Annotated in this window: 17 protein-coding genes; 6 read left to right on the plus strand and 11 right to left on the minus strand. The window is 42.0% G+C overall.

Going from position 1 to position 21,701, the window contains the following annotated elements:
• The first annotated feature begins 12 nt into the window (after positions 1 to 12).
• The 3 genes from E0E32_RS19275 to E0E32_RS19285 are packed head-to-tail and all read left to right on the plus strand — an operon-like array spanning position 13 to position 5,302.
• Positions 13 to 2,112 (plus strand): hydantoinase/oxoprolinase family protein, encoded by a 2,100-nt coding sequence (locus E0E32_RS19275; RefSeq protein ID WP_066190377.1) that lies wholly within the window; start codon positions 13 to 15, stop codon positions 2,110 to 2,112.
• Positions 2,109 to 3,575 carry a hydantoinase B/oxoprolinase family protein gene (locus E0E32_RS19280; RefSeq protein WP_130860544.1) on the plus strand — a complete coding sequence of 489 codons (1,467 nt, stop codon included), beginning with the start codon at positions 2,109 to 2,111 and terminating at the stop codon, positions 3,573 to 3,575. Before E0E32_RS19275 ends, E0E32_RS19280 begins: the two co-directional genes overlap by 4 nt.
• Positions 3,575 to 5,302, plus strand: coding sequence for a hydantoinase B/oxoprolinase family protein (locus tag E0E32_RS19285; RefSeq protein WP_286172005.1), 1,728 nt, complete (start codon positions 3,575 to 3,577; stop codon positions 5,300 to 5,302). Before E0E32_RS19280 ends, E0E32_RS19285 begins: the two co-directional genes overlap by 1 nt.
• Before the next feature lie 49 nt (positions 5,303 to 5,351).
• Here the strand turns inward: E0E32_RS19285 and uvrA are convergent, their stop codons facing one another.
• Positions 5,352 to 7,808 (minus strand): excinuclease ABC subunit UvrA, encoded by a 2,457-nt coding sequence (gene uvrA, locus E0E32_RS19290; RefSeq protein ID WP_130860546.1) that lies wholly within the window; start codon positions 7,806 to 7,808, stop codon positions 5,352 to 5,354.
• A 153-nt stretch (positions 7,809 to 7,961) separates the two neighbouring features.
• Here uvrA and E0E32_RS19295 point away from each other — a divergent pair, with 153 nt between their 5' ends.
• Positions 7,962 to 8,669, plus strand: coding sequence for a MerR family transcriptional regulator (locus E0E32_RS19295; protein WP_130860547.1), 708 nt, complete (start codon positions 7,962 to 7,964; stop codon positions 8,667 to 8,669).
• A gap of 368 nt (positions 8,670 to 9,037) precedes the next feature.
• Here the strand turns inward: E0E32_RS19295 and E0E32_RS22855 are convergent, their stop codons facing one another.
• The 4 genes from E0E32_RS22855 to E0E32_RS19315 form a co-directional block, all read right to left on the minus strand.
• Positions 9,038 to 9,217, minus strand: a complete 180-nt coding sequence (locus E0E32_RS22855) for a nucleotidyltransferase substrate binding protein (protein WP_207302304.1) — start codon at positions 9,215 to 9,217, stop codon at positions 9,038 to 9,040.
• Positions 9,218 to 9,441: 224 nt separating this feature from the next.
• Entirely contained in the window at positions 9,442 to 10,926 is a 1,485-nt protein-coding gene (locus E0E32_RS19305) for a hypothetical protein (RefSeq protein WP_066188840.1), read from the minus strand.
• 156 nt (positions 10,927 to 11,082) lie between these two features.
• Positions 11,083 to 11,391: a nucleotidyltransferase substrate binding protein gene (locus E0E32_RS19310; RefSeq protein WP_130860548.1), complete on the minus strand. Its 309-nt coding sequence runs from the start codon at positions 11,389 to 11,391 to the stop codon at positions 11,083 to 11,085.
• Positions 11,379 to 11,714, minus strand: coding sequence for a nucleotidyltransferase family protein (locus E0E32_RS19315; RefSeq protein ID WP_165445090.1), 336 nt, complete (start codon positions 11,712 to 11,714; stop codon positions 11,379 to 11,381). The genes E0E32_RS19310 and E0E32_RS19315 overlap by 13 nt, the downstream gene beginning before the upstream one ends.
• 686 nt (positions 11,715 to 12,400) lie before the next feature.
• Here E0E32_RS19315 and E0E32_RS19320 point away from each other — a divergent pair.
• The gene (locus E0E32_RS19320; RefSeq protein WP_165445091.1) at positions 12,401 to 13,756 is read left to right on the plus strand and encodes an acetamidase/formamidase family protein; all 1,356 of its coding nucleotides are present in this window, start codon (positions 12,401 to 12,403) and stop codon (positions 13,754 to 13,756) included.
• Between the two features lie 76 nt (positions 13,757 to 13,832).
• Here E0E32_RS19320 and E0E32_RS19325 read toward each other — a convergent pair whose 3' ends face one another.
• The 5 genes from E0E32_RS19325 to E0E32_RS19350 all read right to left on the minus strand — a co-directional run bounded on the left by E0E32_RS19325 (position 13,833) and on the right by E0E32_RS19350 (position 19,741).
• Positions 13,833 to 14,042: a hypothetical protein gene (locus E0E32_RS19325; RefSeq protein WP_130860550.1), complete on the minus strand. Its 210-nt coding sequence runs from the start codon at positions 14,040 to 14,042 to the stop codon at positions 13,833 to 13,835.
• A gap of 360 nt (positions 14,043 to 14,402) precedes the next feature.
• A complete protein-coding gene (locus tag E0E32_RS19330; RefSeq protein ID WP_130860551.1) occupies positions 14,403 to 15,260 on the minus strand; it encodes a hypothetical protein in 858 nt (285 codons plus the stop codon).
• A 253-nt stretch (positions 15,261 to 15,513) separates the two neighbouring features.
• A complete protein-coding gene (locus tag E0E32_RS19335) occupies positions 15,514 to 16,218 on the minus strand; it encodes a hypothetical protein (RefSeq protein ID WP_130860552.1) in 705 nt (234 codons plus the stop codon).
• A 182-nt stretch (positions 16,219 to 16,400) separates the two neighbouring features.
• Entirely contained in the window at positions 16,401 to 17,660 is a 1,260-nt protein-coding gene (locus E0E32_RS19340; protein WP_286172006.1) for an anaerobic sulfatase maturase, read from the minus strand.
• Positions 17,661 to 19,552: 1,892 nt separating this feature from the next.
• Positions 19,553 to 19,741: a hypothetical protein gene (locus E0E32_RS19350; RefSeq protein WP_130860554.1), complete on the minus strand. Its 189-nt coding sequence runs from the start codon at positions 19,739 to 19,741 to the stop codon at positions 19,553 to 19,555.
• On the opposite strand from E0E32_RS19350, the gene E0E32_RS22900 reads away from it, so the two are divergent.
• Entirely contained in the window at positions 19,723 to 19,869 is a 147-nt protein-coding gene (locus E0E32_RS22900) for a putative holin-like toxin (protein WP_392388590.1), read from the plus strand. The two genes, E0E32_RS19350 and E0E32_RS22900, sit on opposite strands and share 19 nt — an antisense overlap.
• Before the next feature lie 203 nt (positions 19,870 to 20,072).
• Here the strand turns inward: E0E32_RS22900 and E0E32_RS19355 are convergent, their stop codons facing one another.
• Positions 20,073 to 21,548, minus strand: a complete 1,476-nt coding sequence (locus tag E0E32_RS19355) for an Msr family ABC-F type ribosomal protection protein (protein ID WP_130860555.1) — start codon at positions 21,546 to 21,548, stop codon at positions 20,073 to 20,075.
• Positions 21,549 to 21,701: the final 153 nt, after the last annotated feature.

A 21,701-nucleotide genomic window follows, 5' to 3' on the forward strand; every position in this document is an offset into this window, starting at 1 on the left:
GGAGGACTACAGATGGAACAAGCAATCCACACAAATAATTGGGTATTGGGGGTCGATGTTGGTGGGACTTTCACCGACTTAGTCGTCACGACCGAACAAGGGAGACTACTTTCCACCAAAACACCATCTACTCCCGATCAATCGGAAGGCGTCATGAACGGCATTGAAAAAGTCGCCGGCATACTGGGAGTAGAACTCGAGACCTTTTTAGCGAATTGTCCTTTAATCGTTCATGGGACAACGGCAGCTACCAATACCTTGTTGGAGTATGACGGTGCCAAGGTTGGTTTACTCACCACCGAAGGATTCCGTGATGAGATCGAGTTTCGTCGTGCTTATAAAGAAAGTGTATTCTCTGTTCGATTACAGGCTCCACATCAAATTGTCCCGAGAAGGTATCGGATCGGTATACCAGAAAGGTTAGATAAAGAAGGATCAGTCATTGAAGCACTAAACGAGCAAGCAGTTAGAAATGCAGTCCGCCAATTAAAAGACGAAGGAATAGAAGCCATCGCCGTTTGTTTCTTATTTAGCTTTGTGAACCCAAGCCATGAGATAAGGGTGAAAGAAATTATTGCAGAAGAAGCACCGGATATGTTCGTCTCTTTATCCAATGAGATATTGCCGCAAATACGAGAGTTCGAGCGTGTCTCGACAACGATTGTAAATGCCTATACCGGGCCAAGCCTACAATCCTATTTAAACCATTTAGAAGAGAAACTACAGCAAAAGGGATTCCTCGGTGAATTATTTGTAATGCAATCGAACGGCGGGGTGCAGAATGTCGAACAAACCGGGAAGCTCGCAGCTGGCAGTCTCTTATCAGGACCAGCAGGCGGCGTTTCTGCAGGTGCTTTTATCGGAGAAAAATCGGGTAATGAAAATATTATTACAGTGGATATGGGCGGAACAAGCTATGATGTCTCTGTTATCGAACAGCTTGAGCCAACGATCACGACCGAAAGCTGGATCAGCAGGTACCGGGTTGCCTTACCGATGATGGATATCCATACAATCGGCTCCGGCGGTGGAAGTATTGCTTGGATTGACAGTGGCGGTGCCTTACGTGTCGGACCCAAAAGTGCGGGATCCTTCCCAGGACCAGCCTGTTATGGCAGAGGCGGAACAGAGCCGACAATCACCGATGTGAATGTGCTATTAGGATATATTAACCCCGATAACTTCCTTGGTGGAGAAATGAAGTTAGATCGTGCCTTAGCCGAACAGGCCGTACAACAGCATATCGCTGAACCATTAGGCATGACAACCATCGAGGCGGCACTAGCTATTTCTCAAATTGTCAACAGTGATATGTCGAATGCCGTGCAATATGTATCCTCCCAGCGAGGCTATGATCCGCGTGAATTTGCCCTAATGGCTGTCGGAGGCGCCGGGGCGATTCATGCCGGCAGACAAGCAGAGGACTTAGGTATTAACACCGTAATCGTACCTGCCTTAGCACCTGTATTCTCTGCCTTTGGTGATGTTGCTGCCAATTTAAAAGTAACCGAACTGAAAACACGATTTGAGGATCTTCATTCCTTAAACTTAGATGAAATGAACCAGGATTTCGAACAAATGGAAGCTACTGCTCGAGAAAAGCTAGGCGGAGAAAACATCGTGGACCATTTTACCACGCAGCGTTATATTGATATGCGCTATAAAGGAGAAGTCCATGAGGTCACGGTTCCCGTTCGTTCACGCACCAAAAGAATAACCAGATTAAACTTGGAAGCGACCGTAAAGGATTTCCATGAAATGCACGAGCGTCTTTATGCCCATCAAGATACAGAGCAAACCATTGAAATATTGAACCTGCGCTTAGATTTGATCGGCGTTCGTGAAAAACTAAAGATGGTCGATGAACCTTTTGGTAAAGAAGATCCGATCGATGCAAAAACAGAGGAAAGAGTCGTTCACTTTGAACAAGATCCGGTCACTGTTCCCGTTTATAATGGCGATCTGCTCACTTCAGGTAATTTAATCGGCGGACCAGCGATTATCGAGCAATGGGGAACAACGATCGTGGTTTATCCACGACAAGAGGCACTAATCGATGCGAATGGCAATTGTGTCATTGAGGTACAGCAAGCTAGAGGTGGTCTACAATGATTGAAGAACAAATTCAGTATTCCAAACTTCAGGCCATCAGCCAGCAAATGGGAGAAAGCCTCCAACGAATTTCTCGTTCTCCACTGGTCTCTCAGGATCGAGCATTTGCGACGGCGATATTCACCGATGAATTAGAGCTTGCCGTTCAGCACCAATATGAACCAGAACATCTTTTTGCGATCAAAGAAAGTGTCACACAACTGTTTGATTATTTCTCCTTTGATATTTCTGATGGCGATATGTTGCTTGTGGCAGATTCCTATAACGGTGGAACAAAAGGACAATCGTTAACTATGGCAGCTCCATTGTTTCACCAAGGGGAGCTTGTGCTCTTTCCGGTAATCCGGGTCCAAATGACCGATCTTGCCGGTGAGTTCCCCGGAGGATTCAACCCAAACGCTTTTGAAGTATGGCAGGAAAGTATGCGTATTACACCGATCAAACTTTATAAACAAGGGCTGCTGCAGCGTGATGTCCTGCAATTCTTATTGGCAAACAGCCGGGTAAAAAGCCTGTATGAAGCAGAATTGAATGCGATATATGCCTGTTTGCGTGCAGCCCAAACCGAACTGTTATCCTTAATCAAGCAACATAAACAACGGCTTGATCATGCCATTTCGACGATGTCTGATTACAGTCATCGCCGTGTCATGGAGCAAATGAAGCAATTACCAAGACAAGAAATGAAAGCTGAACTTACCTTTAACAGTAATACCGATGTGATCCGTCTGCATACGGCGATTACTGCGATGGAAGACCGGTTGAAAATTGATTTTGTAGGAACAACCGATCAAGTAGCTTCTCCTGTCAATGCCGCCCTATCGACAAGCAAAGCTTATGCGGCATGGCCGATTCTCGCACCGATAGCCGATGAAGTTGCGGTCAATGAAGGGTTGCTGCGGGCATTCGATATTGCAGTACCTTCAGGAAGTGTGCTTCATCCGCGTTTTCCAGCGGCCGTAGGATTAAGCACAGATATTACCGGACACTATATTGCAGAAGTGATCAGCAAAGCATTAAAGAATCAGCAGACATCGGAAGAACTTTACCAAGACATTTACGGCCCAGGACCACAGGCGATTTTGTTCCCGCCATTTGGAAAAGCAAAAGAAACCGAACCGCTTTTCTTAACGCCTGGTTTCCCAGAGTCACAGCAAGGCTGGGGACCATCGGCTTTATTTGGCAATCGCAAGCTAGTATCAGCCGAAGAATTAGAATTTAACTACCAATTTAAAATGGTCGAGCGCGAAAAACAGGAGAGACAAATGGTGATTACCATCATCAATGAAGGAGCAAGCTATGATGTCATTACGATTATTCCGGAAAAAGAAGGCAGATCCTATGGCGGAATTAAGCTAAATACGAAGGAAGCAAGTCAGACATTTTCGCAAAGCACCGTTGGGACACAACTGAATCACGGGGATAAAATTACCTTTGTCTATGAGCAAGGAGGTCAAGAATAATGGATCAAAAAATGATTGCATCTCAAGTGATTGGTGGGTCGCTGGACGCCGTTGCACGGGAAATGAGCGCCACCGTTACGCGGACGGCTAGATCCCCGTTATTTAATGAAGCCCATGATTTTACCACTGGGATTTTTGATTTATCAGGCCGAAAATCCCGTTTGGTAGCGCAAGCACCTGGTTGTACCTTACACCTTTATGCGATTGTAGGGGCAGTAGATCACCTGATCGACACCTTTCGATATGATCTCCATCCTGGTGACATCCTGCTGGTTAACGATCCTTACCATGGTGGTTCGCACAGCCTAGATTGGACGATTGTTATGCCAGTCTTTTACAATCGCAAGCCGATTCTGCTGCCAGCGGTAAGGAGTCATATGGGAGACAATGGCGGACCGGTTGCCGGGGGATATAACCCCAATTCAAAGGATATTTGGCAAGACGGACTGCGTATCCCCCCACTCAAAATTTACGAACGTGGTGAAAAACGACAAGATGTATTTGATTTAATCGTGGCTAACAATCGTTTATCCCACTGGTTGGAAGGCGATTTGGATGCGATGATTGGTGCCTGTAAGCTTGCCGCCAGCCGTATTCAAAATATGTTAGACCAATATGGTGCGGAAGAAATGGTTGGTGCCATGGATGAACGCATTACCTATACCGAACGCAGGGTGCGTGATGAGATCGCCAGCTGGCCGGATGGTACCTACAGCGCAGAAACCTTTGCCGACCATGACTTCCAAGGAAATAGAGACATCAAGGTGAAGGCCTCGGTTACTGTGTCGGGCAGTGATTTGCATATTGATTTCAGCGATTCATCACCACAAGCAGAAGGCTTTATTAACAGTCCCTTATCCAACACAACATCTTTTGCCTTTGTCGGCATTTCTACTTGTTGTGACGAGGATATTCCGATTAATGAGGGCTATATGAATCCTGTCAAGGTGACGGCACCGCTTGGCACAGTTGTTAATCCTGAATTGCCTGCACCATGTGGACATGCCACGGCTTGTGTGGGGGCGGAGATTGCTGAGGCCGTTTTGTTAGCCATTTCCGAATGTGCTCCCAAACGGGTTGGCGTCAATGCCCATAAATTACCGTTAGCCTATACCAATGGGACAGACGAGGACGGCAATCAATGGGTGAATCTTAATTTCTTCGGCTATACCGGCGGGGCCGGAGCCGCTTATGAAACGGACGGCTGGGGTTTATACCCGGCCGTGATGACAGGGGTGACCCTGCCTTCGATTGAGATGAACGAGATTCAATATCCAAGCAGGGTATTGCGTCATGAATATGTGGCAGATTTCACTGGTGCTGGAAAATGGCGTGGAACCCCTGGTTTAGACGTTCAAATCCAACACCTCGCTGATAGTTCTACTAGCGTGATGATGGCAGGAGTACGCAACACGACAAAAGGCTTTGCCTCTGGTCAAGACGCACCTAGCAACCACGTGATTGTCAACTATGGAACTGACGAGGCACAGGATGTAGAAGAAACGGCCTTTGCTCTGAAAATGCCACCGGGCGGGATTATTCAATTTCACCGCGCAGGCGGCGGAGGCTGGGGTGACCCATTGGAGCGGGATCCAGAGCTGGTACTAGAAGATGTAAAAAATGGTCTGGTATCCATTACCGCTGCCGCTAAAACTTATGGTGTCGCCATCTCTGCAGAAGACCTGACGATAGATGATGAAAAAACGAAGCAATTAAGAAAGCAATAAAAAGAAGCGGCCTTTTCCTGAGAATCACAAGGAAAAGGCCGCTTCTTTTTTACAAATAATTTGCCGTATAGGAAATGGGTGACTTGCGAATATCTCGCGGCGTACCTGCTGCGATCACTTGACCTCCCTTATCTCCGCCTTCAGGGCCAAGATCGACCACCCAGTCCGCCTCTCGAATGACCTGGCTATTATGCTCGACCATCATCACGGTATGGCCAGCGTCCACTAAACGATGCAACAGCTTCAACAATTGCGTGGTATCATTGGGGTGCAATCCTGTGGTCGGCTCGTCCAACAAATAAAGTGATCGTTTATTACCTTGCTTGAGCAGTTCCTTAGCCAGTTTAAGTCGTTGTCCCTCTCCCCCTGATAGCGTGGTTAACGTTTGACCCATTTTGAGATAACCCAGACCAATTTCTACCAGAAGCGCGAGGGACTTGATGACCTTTCTCTCCCCAACAAACAGCGACAAGCACTCATCTATCGAACACTCTAAAATATCATTGATCGAATAGCCTTGAAAATTCACCGCTAGGATCTCTTGCTTAAACCTTCTGCCCTGGCATTCAGGACAGACCACTTCTAAATCAGGAAAGAAAAGCATATTGGTGGTGACATAGCCAAGCCCTTGGCAATGCTCACAACGACCACCTGCCGTATTAAAGGAAAAATGCTTGGCGGTGAATTTTCGTTCTTTCGCTTCCGACAAATTGGCAAAAAGAGTCCGAATCGGTGTGAATAGATCGATGTATGTGGCGATATTGGATCGTTTCATACGACTAAGCGGAGACTGCCCAACAGAGATCACTTGATCAAAGTCTTCCAATCCGGTCACCTTTTCAAAACCTTCGGAAAAGACTTCATTGGCCTTCGCTACGACTTCAAACAACAGAGAGGATTTACCTGATCCCGAGACACCGGTCACTGCCGTTAAACAACCGATTGGAAAGGTAACTGTCACGTCCTTCAGGTTATGGACGGTGGCATGCTGAACCGTAATACCTGCGCCGGACCCTTTTCGATAAGTGGTACGGTCTGACTGCTCTTGTCGCAAATAGTTCCCTGTTACGGAATTTGGCTGCTTGACCAGCTCTGGCAGCTTCCCTTGACCCACAACGGTTCCACCCAGCTTACCCGCTCCTGGCCCAATGTCAATAATATGGTCCGCCTGCTTCATCACTTCGACATCATGCTCAATTAACAAAACGGTATTGCCAAGGTCCCGCAGTCGCTTTAACACATCTAATAATCCCATCGTATCCTTCGGGTGCAATCCAACCGTCGGCTCGTCCATGATATATAATACACCCGTCAGTGCAGAGTCCAACAAGGCAGAGAGGCGAATCCGCTGGGCCTCCCCTCCTGACAACGTGACCACTTGCCGATCCAGTGTTAAATAACCCAAACCTATCTTGCTAATCCGTGCCAATTTAGTCTGAATATCGCGCAGAAAGGTTTCCACTAATGAATAATGATCGGCTGGCAAAGATTGTTCTACTTGATCGATCCATTGTGTCATTTCTTCTAATGAATCCACGACTAGCTGCGGAATCGTTCTCCCTCCTACCGTCACTGCTCTGCTCTCTTGATTCAAGCGTTCGCCATGACAATCCGGGCAAACTTGCGAATAAAAGTAGGTCTCCGCCTCTGCCGATGAACCGGCATTTTCGGCGAATCTGCGCCACATCGCTGTCAACACACCTGGAAATTTTCCTTTTTCCACGGTTTTAGGTGGTTTGATATCAGGAAATATCGCCTTGACCTGTTCACTTTCCACCCCATAATAAAGGATCGTCCGTTGAGCGTCATTCAATGTGTGGAGCGGCACATTACCATCTGCCGGCAGCTGATAATAACGAAAAGCCTCCAGCAGTACCGCTATCTGGTATTCCCCATATCTTCCTTTAAAAATATCGACTGCTCCTTCTTGTAAAGACCGTTCCTCATGAAAAACTGTCGGCAAGTGGATATCCATCGTTTTCCCCAGTCCTTTACAGGTAGGACAAGCCCCTTCCGTCGTATTATAGGAAAAGTGAGTGCGAGTAAGATTCTCCATCCGCTCCTGACAATGCGGACAGAAAATATATTCCGTAAATCCGCCTTCTTCCCGCTCTACTTTTCCATCATAAGTAGCAGGATCGATGGTATACCGACAATGCGGACATGGCCGCTTACCCAGTTTCTCAAACACCATGCGCAAGCTCGTATACATATCCGTCATCGTTCCAACCGTGGAGCGTGGATTTCGATTGGTAATATGCTGATTAATACTTATCGCCGGTGACAGCCCGCTGATACTGTCTACTTTAGGCTTATTAATTCCTTGCATCCCCATCGATTCTAGGTATTGCCGTTGACATTCATTAAACAAGGTGTCCAATGCCAGCGAAGACTTACCAGAGCCAGATGGCCCGGTAATAACGATCAGTTGATTCTTCGGAATGGTTACCGAAAGCGACTGCAAATTATGTTCCCGCGCTCCTTGTACGTTCATGACATCCCTCATTGTCGCATTCCTCCTTTTTATCTTCCTAGTTCATCATATAACATTCATGCAAGTGCAAACTTTGCGAAAAGATGATAGGATAAATAAAGGAATAATAGAGAAAATTTCGTCATGGTACTAGAATGTTTTAATGGAATCTTTAGGAGGTAGAGGATGGAACTTAGACCTATTGATATTGCCAAGAAATTAGATGTAGGAACGAGCGCACTGAGACACTATGAAAACTGGGGCATTGTCCCCAAGGCACATCGCAAGGAAAATGGGTATCGCGTCTACAGCGAGGTACATGAAGCCTATTTCCAATGTATACGAGCAATGTATCCCGGCTATGGAATGTCCACTGTTCGTCGCGTCATGCGTTTATTACAAGAAGAAAAGTATATCGAGGCCCTATGGGATGTGAATGCCGTCCAAGCCGAGTTGTTCGAACGCAAACAACGGGCTGATGAAGCACTTCGTATCCTCCGTCCTGATCAGATGCAGCAGTTTATGGCTAGCAAAAAACAGGCCCATTATACAATTGGAGAAGTGGAAGCAGAGTTAGATATACCAGCCACCACTTTACGACATTGGGAAAAGGAAGAACTCATCACTCCCCAACGAAATCCCGAGAATGGCTATCGTTTATATACCCGGCAAGACATGCAGCGTCTATTAATCATTCGCACCGTGCAATCTTCGGTTTATTTGTTAGATATCGTTCGAGATATTCTTGACAAGCTTCACCACAGAGATTTAACCGACGCACGAAAAATGGTGAAAGAGGCGTTGACGTATATGGATTATCAGATTGAACAGCAGTTACGAGGGGCGCATTATCTGTTTCGGTTGGTGGAGGTGTTGAAAAATAGGGAAGGATGAGGAATAGTATGGCTAAAGAAATGGAGTTTACTTTTTTAACAAATCGCACCCCAGCAACCACCCATCAAAGAGATTTAGCCTAATAATTAAGATAAATGTGCTTTTTAGACATACAAATGTATCGAATGTGAGTTCCGATTTGTTATAAAATATTCTCTAATTATTGGATATTAGTTGTACAGAGAAATAAATCATGCAAAAATCCAGCTCAATCATTACATACGTAGGATATTCAAGATACGGAAAAAAAACCATAACATTGGACCTCTAAGCCAGGAGTTTCGCAAAGTAATTTGAAAAGTTACTTTGCCATGGAAATATTAATACCCTCACTTCTAATTTTACAAAAAAATTAAGCAGCAAGTAGTTCACACACTAATTATTCCTTCGTTAATTCGATCTAGCCATCTTTCCATAAGTCTATAATAATTGGGGATATTTTTAAATATTTCGAGTGACAAAGCTTCATTGTAAGTGTGAACAGTTAAATTCCGAGCATCTACCATTTTAAGTGCGTGCACCGCTTCTTGATCCCTGACAACTCCCACAGCTAAAGCAATGGGGTTCCAAGGTACTCATACACTTCTTAACAGTGCCCTTATCTTTCTATGAAGAAAGAGTTTCCACTGAAACACTGGTGTATATTCTCTTAAAACATTAACGGACGTATTGCGTATCGCAAGGCACTTCTCCAAGCCAGCCCTTGAAGAACCTCTTGTGTGCTTGTCGTTCCGCTTCTCTTGGGCGTTATCAAGACCAATCAGGTTTGTTTTCACGCGACAAACCAACGCAATGTTTTACTTGTTGACTGTTTCAATCGTGCAATTTCACAATGGTGCAGTTCTATAAAGTCATTCCATTTCGCATGGCATAAATCTATATCAACAGAATTAAGGGTTTCATTGGTGTTCGCTATTAAAAAGGCACTATATAAATCACGTTGGATACGAAACTCCCCAAAATCATTCCACCGTTCTGAAAGCTGTTTCTTATGGTATTTTCCTGTTATATGGTTAAACTGACTAGCTTTTGTGGCATAGGTATCTATCTTCTTTATCGATTTGCCTTGATAATTCAGTTTTCGCTCTATAATTGTGAGTAGTATTGCGGGAGCTCGATTGGCGATTGATTTTCCAAACCGTTTTTTCCGATTGATTTTACCGTTGGTATGGTTTCGGTTCGTATTTTTTGCACGTTTTTGCAGCGATTGAAATCGCATCGTTTCCACTCGTATATCGGAACCCAGGGCAAGAATATCATTGGCTAGTTTCTCATGTGCCATTTTCCTCCCGACAGCAACTTTGCGGTAGAGCTCTTTACGTTTTTGACGCAGCCTTTCATATCTTTTGGAGTATTTCCAAGTTAATCTTCCTTTTTTGATGGTTCCATTTGATTTAAAGTTGGTAGGGTTGGTACTTCGTTTAGACCTGTTCATTTTGCGTTGAATGCTTCTTATTTCCTTTTCATCATGGTGACACGCCGGGGCAAGTTCACGAAGTTCCACTTTACTTTCACTGCTGATCGCAATCGTCGATGTACCTATGTCTAATCCGATACGTTTTGTTTCTTCATCAGCAACGTTGCGATTTCTTTTTTCAGGCGGATAGCCTTCCTGAATAAGTTGAACAAAATAACGGATTTTCCCTCTAATCTCCCGTTTTAAAATGCGTACATATTTTGTCTTGTCCAATAAAGCCACATGTGCATATTCATCATCGGGTTTAGGAGATATCGGCATGCACAACCGATTTTTCGGTTTAGGATTTTTCTTGGTTGGTTTATCACCCCAAATAATAGTCCCTTCTATGTATCTCAAGCCCGTTTTATTTGATTTGTTTTCTACGGATATATCATCATTGTATTTTTTGAAATGTACTCTTTTTGATTTTCCATAATGCAGCTTTTCCACGGTTTGAAAAGCCCTTGTTGCCAGTTTTTGAGCTTCAAAACTGCCAATATGTTCTTTGAATTTGTGTTGGACTGCCTTGACAAACTGATGGATTCCATATTCGGAAAAGCCGTGATTGGTTCGAATAGCCATTAACTCCTTGCTACGTTCTTTAGATTTGGGTTCATGCAGCAATGTGCGGTACCGTTTATCCGCCTTCACCGTTTTATGCCTTTTGAGTGCTTCACCCAGACAAGCATTGTAGACCATGCGGGCGATATGGAATTTCTTTTCCAGTCGGTGTTGTTGCCAAATAGGGATATGCAGAGGAAATTCGATGGTATAAGTCGGTGTACGCTTTCTTGGCATAGGTTTCACTCCTTCTATTTACTACGGAGGACAAAAATCAGGAACATATATTCGCTCTTATCCAAATTGTATCAATTTCCGTTATAAAATTCAACAAATATATCATTTAAAAGAAAGAAACTTTTGGATACTTGAAGTGCCACAAAAATTCTGATTTCATTGACATCCCGTACCCGACCTCACTCTCATCCCACGCCTAAAGGAGTGGGCTTTCTCGTTCGGAAGATCCGTAAATAGACCTACCTCACGACAGCTGCGAATAACTCCCTTTGGTGATCCGATATCTAGCCCTTCTACATCATATAAATATTGCTTAGCAGCTTTCCAAGTAGCTTCAAACGTAAATTCAAACCTTTGAATGGCTGCATCCTTTATTATGTCGGTCACTTCATGATGAGAGATAATCTCTTGGAGTGAAGCTAATGCCTTTTTAGCCATCTGAACTCTTTCAATTAGTCTTTCCATAATATACCCTCTTTTCGAATTTTATTTTTTATCTCTATGCTTGCTTTTGGTAAATCGATGAGATCTACGCGATATGGAAGTTGAGATTCTTCTATTCGTTCACGTAATGCAACCCATGATTTTTCTGAGAGATCGGCAGGAGCATCCATTGCGATATCAATATCTGATGAATGTTTCTCTTCATTAAGTGCCCACGATCCGAACAGATAGACTTTACATGGACTTTCTTTTAAAACGTCCTTAACCATAAATTTCAAATAATTCAATATGTCCTCACGATCAGTTGATACCAAATCTGGTTGCGATAGATCATTATTTATCATACAACACCTCATGTGAATAGAAATTGTTACTTTTTATTTTAACATAATTTCAACTTTGCTACACTTGCCACTATATAGTGAGTTGCTATCAATAGAGAAGTTGAAGCCTGATAAAAAGGAGGAAGTAACTTTCTTCCACTACCCTTACCAAATTTATTTCGATTTAGATGTATAGATAACAAATCATTGATGATTGTTTTCAGATCGAAAAATAGGGTATAAAACGATACAAACACATATCATAATAAAGACCGCCCACACTATCACATGGAACGGTCACAATAAACGTAACCCCATTAGAGGGGTGGCGCTGTTTAGAGTAAAATAACCCCCAATCGCCTGCAAGCATATGAGGGGTTATTTTTTGGCATTTTTACCGGACATGATCAAAGCCACTAGAGCTCCGAAAGCGATCATTAGTGTCCATAGGCTCACCTCCCTTCTGTTGGAAGATCCAAAGAAGGTAAAAAAAGGTGCGCCTCCCTCATATAAAATTCATCTATTGATACTTTTATTACAATCTATCCTTATCATGCCTTTTTTCAAACTTTCCAATAATAACATCCTTCCCTTGTAAACAACCAAAAAATGTTTGTCAGAAAACCTAACACAAGAAAGGAACTTCCCTGCTGTACTTGTTATGATGGTGAAAGCATACATACATAACCATTTACAGGAGGAGTCATATGCAAAAATTAAAAACTACAATTATACTGTCTTTAGTAGGTGTTATCACTCTAGCTAGTACCATGCTAGGAACCGATTTACAGGCTACTTCATCAACTCCGCCATTCCCATTAAACGCCGATGAGGAATGGGGCAAGGATGGCAATCATTATGTTCCTTCCTCACTTGAAAATATCGAATGGGGGAATATTCCTAATCGGAACAGTGAAGCCGTTTTACAGATTATCTCCGGTGATACCGTCACGTTTGACACGATTTCCGCCGAGGGGATCCTGGAAGACCAAGGAAGAGATCCTGAGACATATTTCGGTTCATTTGACGTAGCACCAGACGGGGTACTGGAAGACGCCAAAGAGCTGGCTGGTTCAGATACCGAACACGACTTCGCGGAGGATGGGCCGCACATCGTAACCGGTCCTGTTGCAATCGAAGGGGCAGAACCTGGTGATGTATTAAAAGTAGAAGTGCTTTCTCTTATCCCGCGCGTTCCTTATGGAGTCATCTCCAACAGACATGGTAAAGGAGCCCTACCTGGAGAGTTTCCAGAGAATGAAGGACCACAAGAAGGCGCAAGCACAGAGCAACCCGAACTTTACAACAATGTTTCTGTTTTTACTCCGATCGAAAAAAGAGGCGACCAATGGTATGGTGAAATTCCTGGAGAAGATGTCTTCTTTCCCATCCAACCTTTTGTCGGGATGATGGGTGTTGCTACGGATACAGACGAAGAAATTCATTCTGTTCCTCCAACACATACAGGAGGTAATATTGATATTAATGATTTGGGGGAAGGATCTACGCTTTATCTGCCTATTGAAGTGGATGGCGGATTATTCTATACGGGAGATCCTCACTTTAGTCAAGGAGATGGTGAAGTAGCCTTATCTGCTTTAGAAGGTTCCCTCCGAGCAACCTTCCGACTTACCGTCTTAAAACAAGGAGACGAAGCGATTCCAGGTGATCCAATGAATTTTGATCATCTATTTGGGGAAACAGAGGATTACTGGATTCCCATAGGTTTAAATGAAGATTTGGATGAAGCCATGAAAGAAGCGACTCGCCATTCGATCGATTTTCTTTCCGATCAATTAGGAATGGATCGTGCCAACGCATTGGCCTACCTTAGCGCATCCACAGATTATGAGGTCTCCCAGGTCGTCGATCAGACAAAGGGGATTCATGGAATGATAAACAAAGCGGATTTTCAAGATAAACTAGCCGCCAATGGAGAAGAAGCCGGCGAACGATTACCTGACACAGCCACCTCTGCCCCTCATCTACTTCTAGCAGGAACTCTCGCTTTAGTAGCTGGTGGGATGGTACTTATTGTTTGGAAACGACGTAAACAGGCATAATTTAACAAAAAAGCTGTCACATAAGGTGGCTGCTTTTTTTGTGTGTAGAATGATTATTTACTATGATTGCAGCGCTTCATCTATCAAAATCTATATTTTTTGTTACAATCTCATCATGATACATGCCAAGTGCTTCTGGTTCTTGATACCGATCATCGTATTTATCCATTAAAAGTAATGAACCTAATATAGCAATTAGACTTAGCGCACAAAGCAAAAAGATAGTAATCACTATATATAGCAGTAATTTCTTCCAACCTATTTCTGATATTTTTTGTAATAACATAATTGTAGTCCTTCCTCGTTACTCTTTACCACAGCGCTAAGGGATCGTAAGTTTTCCAACTGTAAAAGGGCTAACTCATGATAGAATTGTTTGTTTCTTTTAACCTTGGATCGAGGGATGGTTCCGAAAAACTATCTAATTATTCCGCTATGAACTTCGCAACTTTCTCATTTTCAATCGGTTTGTAGATTACGCCTTCCCTTTTTATGTAAACGGTTTATTACCATCCTGAAGAAAAAGGAGTGGTTACCTTTTTGAATGCTGGATCCTTTAAAGCAGACCATATTCATAAACAAAAATACAAATTATCAGAAGAGCTATTTCTTTCTGAATAATAAAGAGTGTATTTAAAAAATCAGTTCACTTCTCCGGAAGTATTTGATACATACGTTCCATATTAATGGTTGCTGCTACAATGTATTGATAAGCCTCTTCATAGTCATCATAACCAATAGCATCTGCAACCTGTAAATATTGCCGAGTTTCAGCTGACCAAGTGTGTAATTCTTGGTACTCTTTCAAATACGGTTCGATATATTCTAGTTCCGATTGAATACTGTTAATTACACTTTGAAATGCACCCCAACCTTTAGGTGGTCTTGTGTTATCTCCTTGATCGATATCATGAAACGATTCATCTTCTAGATATTCTTGTTCTTCCTCAGACAGCTGTGTATACTCTTGAACACTCTCACCTGTTGGTGACAGGTAACCCCTGTTATATATTTCTTCAATCTTACTCATAAAAAAACCAATAGCCTGTGTCTCAAAAGGCTCTATCGGGTCGTAGGTATTAGGATCATATCCCCAAATATTTGTACTCACGGTCATATTCGTATCGGCATCAAAAATTAAGTAATTCTTGTAATATATTTTATCTTCTGAAAAGCTAACTGACGAGTCTAGTTCAGCATCTTCTGAAAAATAATTCTCTGCTTCCTCTGGACTTAAGCGGCCTTCCTCTGGAAGCGAAAATGTACTGAAAAACGTTTTTATGTTTTCGTAATCTTCTTCATTAAGTTGAGAATCTAGACTAGATAAATCTCTTTGTTTATCCTCCCAGTTGTATTCATATCCAATCGTGATCCCTTCTTGGTTATTATTGCTATCTTCCTCTTGACTCTCACCTGAAACATGAACGTCTTGTTCGGTGGGCTGTTCACTACAAGCAGCAAGAACTAGCAAAGAACTAATCCCTACTATATAGATATGCTTCATGAAATATCCCTCCAGATTAAATGTGTGGTTAAATTGTACCATTAACGGAAGTAACATACCATAGGTTAAGGAGAATATATTAGATTGTTTTTCTCATAGACATTTACGCAAATTGTCTTACTTTCTAATGCTAGCCATAAAAAAGAACCAACCCTTTTTGGGATTGACTCTTTTCATTCGTTTTCCCGATTTACGTAGGAAAGCGATATTAATTTCCTTGTCAGAATAGAAGAAAGTGGCATTCCCACGCTCTTTATTCATCTTCATCTATAGGCTCTCGTCCGTTTTGTATTCTAACGGCATTGGATAATGAAAGATCGTACGCTCTAGATTCTTCTATAGATTCCGGATTAATTGCAGCATTTAATTCATAAAGGGCATATTTCAATGAGAACAGTGCATCTTGGTTACCTTCCATAAATTCATCTCTTAAATTCAATATTTCATTGATTAATTCTTTGTCATATTCCTTTTCGAACGGATAATTTTCCTTTATCCATTCAAATTCAGCTCTACCCGGCAAGAATTCCTCGCTATACTCTTCCGCTTCTTCATGAAAAAGCATGATCGTTGTATTAATATATGCGTGATAGCCATCAATATAATTTAACACCTCGTCATCCGTCATACCCATTAGATTGTAATATTTATCCGGTGTAATGGATTTCAACATATCCACTTCTTCATCTGTTACTTCGGCCTCACCCTTGTTTGCTTGATCACCTTTATGTAATAAGTCCTTGATTTCCTCGTCTGTCATTTCATCTAATTTTTCTCTGGCTTCGCTATTTGGTTGCTCCGCTTGTTCCTCTTCCTTCGTTTTCCTGTCCATTTCTCTATGTTGCGCATCGTTTCCGTTTGCCTTAACTGTTTGGTCATTCCCTTGAAACAAAGCAAAAACGCCTATACTTAAAGCAAGCGCTATCACCAATGTAATCAAGAATCGTTTTTTTAGCATCCTTTCCCCCCTCATTTCGTTTTCTGTTTTTATCCTACCATGTTCCATGATGAGTGTAAACAACAGCAAAAGACTATATATATTCTATGAAGTATACAGGGTCATGAAATGCACTTCTCGCAATAGTCAACCTTCCACTCCAAACGATAAAGCAGTTCCCATCCCGCTATCCGCTAAAAAGACTAAACTCTATCTAATAAAGGCTCACAACATTTCTTGAATTTCTTATTACTGCCGCAGAGGCATAACTCATTTCGCCCTGGCAAGGGTTCTCCTGACCGATAATAGTGATTAATATTCGTCTTCCTGATTTTCTGGGCAACCTTTGTTATTTTTTTGTTGGCATAACGATAGACCTGCTGATAGCTTTCACAAAAATAATCAACGCCGGTCGTCGTCTGATCGCTTACTCGGTTTCTTGGACATCCACCATGACACAAGGAGAGAAATTCACACTGTTTGCATTGGTCAGGGAGATTTGGTTTCATGGCAAGAAAGTCATCCCATTTTTCATGGTGGGCTATTTCCGACAAGGTATCTTGTCCCACGTTGCCTAAACGATAATCTTCGTGAATAAAAAAATCACAGGGATATGCATCCCCATTTTGTTCCAATACCAGCATCTTAGGACACATTTCTTGGTGCACACACAGTTCGGCCTGCTGATGCAGTAATACCGCTAAGATGTTATCAAAGAAGCGAATCGATAGCTTCGGATCGCCGTCATTGTACCAATAGTGAAATGATTCACATAAAAAGTCGCCATATTCCCTCGGCGTGATGTGAAATACACCGGGCTGATCCACATGCTGTGATTGAAAGTCCATGCACGGAATAAATTGGACAAAGTCAAACTGTTCCCGTTGATAAAAATCCATTAATGCCTTGGCATGGTGGACATTATTTTCATGAATAACGGTCAATACATTAAAATCCACTTCGTAATCTCGTAGATGCTGGATCCCCTTCATAATCGCCTGATAGCTACCTTTACCGGTACTGGTTACGCGACGTTGGTCATTGATTTCCTCCGGGCCATCGATACTTACCCCGACCAAAAAGTTATATTTCTTGAAAAACGCCGCCCATTTCTCATTAATCATGGTTCCATTGGTCTGAATACTGTTACTGATCATTGTCCGTTTTGGGGCATGCTTGGCCTGCAATGCCACAACCTTTTCAAAAAAAGGCAACCCTGCAAGCAGCGGTTCTCCCCCTTGCCAGGCAAAGCTGACGACACCATTAGATGCTGCCATATATTCCTTAATAAACTTTTCTAACACCTCGTCCTTAATTCGTTCGATATGCCCTGCTCTGCCGCCACAACGACTATAATAGCAATAATCACAAGCAAGATTACAAGCCCCTGACACCGTCTTCCACATCACACCGGAAATCATTGGTTGCTTCCTGTTGATGACAGGCGTTTCAATCTCTACCATTTCGACATTCCTCCTCTCCCTATTATTGTATCCCAATTAAGATAGCGCCTTCAATAACATTGGGTATTAATTCATATATTGTTCACTTACAGCTTCAGTATGGAGCTAACAATGAAGAAGTATACGATGCGAAACTACATTTAGAGGTTAAATAGCACTCCTGTAGTTCTCATCTACTGTAAATGACTTAGTTTCTATACTCTAAAATATTTTCTGGTAAAATATGAATAAAAATGCTCGCTTAATATTTTAATTTACTTTCTTATTACCATCTTTTTTATAACTCACAAATCTAATGAAAGTTGGTAGCATAACAATGACTGTCACAAATAATAATACCTTCTCGGGTACCATATAATAAAATGTATCATTAATAATATAAACAGTTAGAATTGTCAGATAAGCAAGTAAAAAAATAGGCTCATATATTGTTTTACTGAACATTACAGGTTTCTTCATATGAATCAATATAAACAATCCTGCTAATAAAATGAAAAAGGTCATGATATCTCCCTCACTTTATTGTGGGCATACACCACTGCATATTCTAAGCCAGTGAAATCAATTCTAACAACCTTGCTATATTCGAACAAATAATATCTTGAGATTCCATGCATTGAACTACCCCCACTTCATTTTCTAATGAAAATTTGAAGTGGGAGATTCCTGCGAACACCGGTGCATCCACCAGTTTTTTAGCAGGCTAACCCCGTCATCCCAACGGTTCGTGCTTTATATCTTGTACGCCCGACTCGCCACACGTCCTACTTTAGCTTGATTTTCGCAACTTCGGGTCGTGTGGGGCGACTGAACGTTGAAGATTTTACGTTGCAGACGATTTTCCTGCAACAACCTCCTATCTTCAGTTTTCAAAGAGCAACTTACAATTATATTATAGCACAAATGTTCGCTGTTTTCAACTATTTAGGATACTACCGACATTCATCTCCCACCTACTCATTGGGCTATGCCCTTCACATTCCTTGAGGTGGGAGTCTTCTGTCGGAGTTTGATAAAGAATAAAAAGATAACTAAAAAACAACCTTTGCTGGAATTTTTTAAGATCAAGTTATAAAGAAGAATTTAAGGATTTTTGTGGATATTTCCTTCATTTTTAGATGGCTTAACCACGTTACGATAAATGTGTAAGACCAAGTTTTATGGTAATAGATTCGGTTCTGATGAAGATTTTCTATATCCACAGGCTGTAGAATATATCAACGGAAATAACACGGCAATTGTAGCATTGAGAAGATCTCTTGTAACTACATAAGATGTACCTGGACGGACACAAGAGCAAGGAGAACAGATAGCTGCAGCATTTAGAGATATTGTCTTAGAATCAGTAGATAATGAATAATTAATTACAAAAATAGAGAACCAACTAAAATGAAATCGGTTCTCTATTTAGGCATATTCTCCTCTCATTCTTCTAAAAAGACGGAGAAATTCTAGATATTCATGTAATAAGACGGGAAATAATAAAATGATTAAGCCCACTATAGCAAAAATTATGTTAACACTAAGAAATTTTTTCGACTCAAAAAAATTACGACGGCATACAGGAAAGTGCCTGCAAAAACAGCTTCTTTGAGTTCTATACCAAATCGAAACAAAAATCCGACTGGATCAACCCCCTCTTCATTTGGTTCTTGTATATCGGTATAAATGGTCCAATAAACTAGTATTAAGATAATATAACCTATTATTAATAATGTGGAGCTGATTGTTTTTTTATTGATATCGCTACACACCTTCCTGTAACCATACTGCCAGCAATTGCATTTGTTAACGGTAGAGTAATAAAATGGGACTGTTGCACAACTAAATAATTGATATGCAACACCCCCTTCATGCTAGCTTTATGCATTTCATTAAATACTCTTCTTTGCTTACACGTCTAATCGCCGACGAAGCTTTAGAGCCGAAATAGCGAATATAACGAAGGCTGTTAATGCACCAGAAGTAACCATTATCAATACATTTCCTATCGGAGGGTTGAATAACAGAGCAACCGAAAAGATTAGAACGGCACCAGTTAATCCCATCCCTAAAATACAAAATGCTAAAACGTTATTCATTCCATCACCTCCCTCTCCTTATACTGAAGCGAAACAACCTATTACTCCAGCACTACCACATATTGCAGCTAATGATTAGTTTCGGAGCGTTAATAGTTGCGATTATGTCAGATAAAAACCATAAATAAAATCCACCCTTGAGTTAGTGGCTCATTAATAGGGTGGAAATACTCTTAACAGTGCCAGCCCCCTTGTAGGGAACTAGGCTATTGTGTAGGACTGAAGGTGTTAGCGCACCTTTAGTCTTTTTTAATTTATTCAGTTTCTAACATTAGTATACCCTTTTTGCGTAAAAAAGAAAACATCTAATGCTTGTATGGAGTATTAATATTCAATACACGCTGTTTTTGCCCTCCTGCCTAATTAACTGCTGATCCTCGATTCGGTAAACAGAATCGGCGGTTTGCTCGATAAAACGTTGATCATGAGAAACCAGCACGATCGTGCCTTGATAACCAACAATAAAACGTTCCAGCGCTTCTATGGCATCGATATCCAAGAAATTGGTTGGTTCATCTAAAAGCAAGATATTGTACCTTCCTAAAAACAGTAAGCTTAACTGGAGACGAACGGCTTCCCCACCGCTTAAAAATTGAACATTCTTGGCCAGATCCGTGCCCTCAAACCGCATCGCGTGCAAAACACTTCGTAAGAACGATTCTTTAAAATCGGAACGAGCCTTTACATAATCTAACAGGCTAGATTCACTAGTAAACTGATAGCTCATTTGCCGAAAGTAACCAATCTCAGCTTTGGGAGAGATGGTTAGCTCCGGGTTGTGTGCCGCTATTTGCTGCAGCAAGGTACTTTTACCACTGCCATTTGCCCCTGTAAGAGCAATTACCTCACCCAGTGGCAATTGAAAACTAGTTTGATCAAGCAATACATGATCCGGGCCATCAAGGGTGTAGCGCTCGGCCATTATTGGAAATTTATTGTGCAGTTCTAAGGACTTCGCCTGATGGAACACAATCGGTCGTTTGTCGGTCACTGCCTGGACTTCTTCCAATTGATTCATTCGTTGTTCGATCGCCTTGGATGCCTTTTGCATCGCCTTCTGACTCGACCCTTTTGATTTCGTCATAAACGATTTATCCGGTTTGGCATTGGCCTCTTTTTTCGACATACGACCTGCTTGAGCCACCTTTTGTGCCTTCTTCATTTTTTCTGCCGCCGCTTGTTCTAATCGTTGTTTTTCCTTTACAAATTGTTCATGGGCCTGCTGTTGCTGTTCGATTTCCTGTTGCTTCTGTTCGATATATTGACTGTAATTCCCGGCATATACGCGTATCTGACCTTGGTCCACTTCCCAGATCGTAGTCACCAATTCATCCAAAACGGCTCGATCATGACTAATCAGGACAAGCGCTCCATAATAATAGCGCAATTGATCTAATAAAAAGGTAATTCCATCTTGATCTAAATGAGTGGTTGGCTCATCGATCAATAATGCCTCATAATAATCACTAAACAATTGCGCCAGCTTTTTCCTCGTTTGCTCACCGCCACTAAGTCGATCGTCCGACTCCGGAACGGCCAGTTTCCCTAATAAGGCTGGATCTGCTGGATCATTGCTTGGAGCCTCTATTTGTTCAAAGTAACCACTTGTCACATGACGATGAACTTTACCATAAGTTGGCTCGATTTGACCTGCCAGTATTTTTAATAAGGTAGACTTGCCTTCCCCATTCTTACCGACAATCCCAATCCGATCAAACTGGTGCACTGCCAGTCTTTCTATCGTCAAAATATCTTTATCTAAATACGTCATTCGTACGTTATTTAATTCATAGGATAATAATTCCATATTGCATACCTCCACTTTTTTTAAAATACAAAAAATCACAGACGGTCTGTCTGTGATAACAAGTGAAGGGAGTTTTGTGCCTATCCGATCCATCAAACATACCGAAATAAGCATACAGCTATGCTGCAGCATTCGATGACTACACAAATAAAG

The sequence above is a fragment of the Gracilibacillus phocaeensis genome, assembly GCF_900626275.1.
Taxonomy (GTDB): Bacteria; Bacillota; Bacilli; order Bacillales; family Amphibacillaceae; genus Gracilibacillus; species Gracilibacillus timonensis.

Coding starts and splice junctions, on each gene's coding strand:
- E0E32_RS19275 (WP_066190377.1), top strand. CDS start 13: ATGGAACAAGCAATCCACACAAATAATTGGGTATTGGGGGTCGATGTT.
- E0E32_RS19280 (WP_130860544.1), top strand. CDS start 2,109: ATGATTGAAGAACAAATTCAGTATTCCAAACTTCAGGCCATCAGCCAG.
- E0E32_RS19285 (WP_286172005.1), top strand. CDS start 3,575: ATGGATCAAAAAATGATTGCATCTCAAGTGATTGGTGGGTCGCTGGAC.
- uvrA (WP_130860546.1), bottom strand. CDS start 7,808: ATGAGGGATGTCATGAACGTACAAGGAGCGCGGGAACATAATTTGCAG.
- E0E32_RS19295 (WP_130860547.1), top strand. CDS start 7,962: ATGGAACTTAGACCTATTGATATTGCCAAGAAATTAGATGTAGGAACG.
- E0E32_RS19305 (WP_066188840.1), bottom strand. CDS start 10,926: ATGCCAAGAAAGCGTACACCGACTTATACCATCGAATTTCCTCTGCAT.
- E0E32_RS19310 (WP_130860548.1), bottom strand. CDS start 11,391: ATGGAAAGACTAATTGAAAGAGTTCAGATGGCTAAAAAGGCATTAGCT.
- E0E32_RS19315 (WP_165445090.1), bottom strand. CDS start 11,714: ATGATAAATAATGATCTATCGCAACCAGATTTGGTATCAACTGATCGT.
- E0E32_RS19320 (WP_165445091.1), top strand. CDS start 12,401: ATGCAAAAATTAAAAACTACAATTATACTGTCTTTAGTAGGTGTTATC.
- E0E32_RS19325 (WP_130860550.1), bottom strand. CDS start 14,042: ATGTTATTACAAAAAATATCAGAAATAGGTTGGAAGAAATTACTGCTA.
- E0E32_RS19330 (WP_130860551.1), bottom strand. CDS start 15,260: ATGAAGCATATCTATATAGTAGGGATTAGTTCTTTGCTAGTTCTTGCT.
- E0E32_RS19335 (WP_130860552.1), bottom strand. CDS start 16,218: ATGCTAAAAAAACGATTCTTGATTACATTGGTGATAGCGCTTGCTTTA.
- E0E32_RS19340 (WP_286172006.1), bottom strand. CDS start 17,660: ATGGTAGAGATTGAAACGCCTGTCATCAACAGGAAGCAACCAATGATT.
- E0E32_RS22900 (WP_392388590.1), top strand. CDS start 19,723: ATGCTAAAACGTTATTCATTCCATCACCTCCCTCTCCTTATACTGAAG.
- E0E32_RS19350 (WP_130860554.1), bottom strand. CDS start 19,741: ATGAATAACGTTTTAGCATTTTGTATTTTAGGGATGGGATTAACTGGT.
- E0E32_RS19355 (WP_130860555.1), bottom strand. CDS start 21,548: ATGGAATTATTATCCTATGAATTAAATAACGTACGAATGACGTATTTA.